A 667-nucleotide genomic window follows, 5' to 3' on the forward strand; every position below is an offset into this window, starting at 1 on the left:
GCCCACAGCTGCGCCAGCACCGTCTCGAGCTCCCCGCGCGGCGCCTCGTAGCCCCGCCGCGCATAGGCATCGTCAGCCGGCGCCGGCAGTGCCTTGCGGTCGAGCTTGCCGTTCACCGTCAGCGGCAACTCCGATAGCCGCATGAACGCCGACGGCACCATGTAGTCCGGCAGCCGCGCACTCAGGTGCGCGCGCAAGGTGTTGGCAAGGTCAGGGCCATCCAGCCCATCCGATTGAGCTTCGGGCGCACACACCACATAGGCGATAAGATGCTTGTCGCCGGCGCGGTTCTGTCGCGCCACCACCACCGCCTCGCGCACAAAGGCGTGCTCGCCAAGCCGCGCCGCGATCTCGCCCGGCTCGATGCGGTAGCCGCGGATCTTCACCTGGTCGTCGTTGCGCCCCAGGAACTCCAGATTGCCATCCGGCAGGTACCGCCCCAGGTCACCGGTCCGGTACAGCCGATCGCCCTCCACAAAGGGACTGGTGATGAACCGCTCGGCGGTCAGCTCGGGGCGGTTCAGGTAGCCCCGCGCGACCCCCGCCCCGCCAATGTAAAGCTCGCCCACCGCACCAAACGGCACCGGCGCGCCATGACCGTCCAGCAGATAAACCCGCGTGTTCGCAATCGGACGGCCGATCGGGACCACTGACCCATTAAAATCAG

1 protein-coding gene is annotated in these 667 nt (G+C 67.8%); it reads right to left on the reverse strand.

All coding sequences use genetic code 11. The annotated features are described in order from the left end of the window. On the reverse strand, positions 1-667 hold a 667-nt coding region (locus AB4Y34_RS41840; protein WP_368719306.1), incomplete at both ends, for an AMP-binding protein.

It is taken from the genome of Paraburkholderia sp. BR10954 (assembly GCF_040965775.1).
GTDB lineage: Bacteria > Pseudomonadota > Gammaproteobacteria > Burkholderiales > Burkholderiaceae > Paraburkholderia > Paraburkholderia youngii.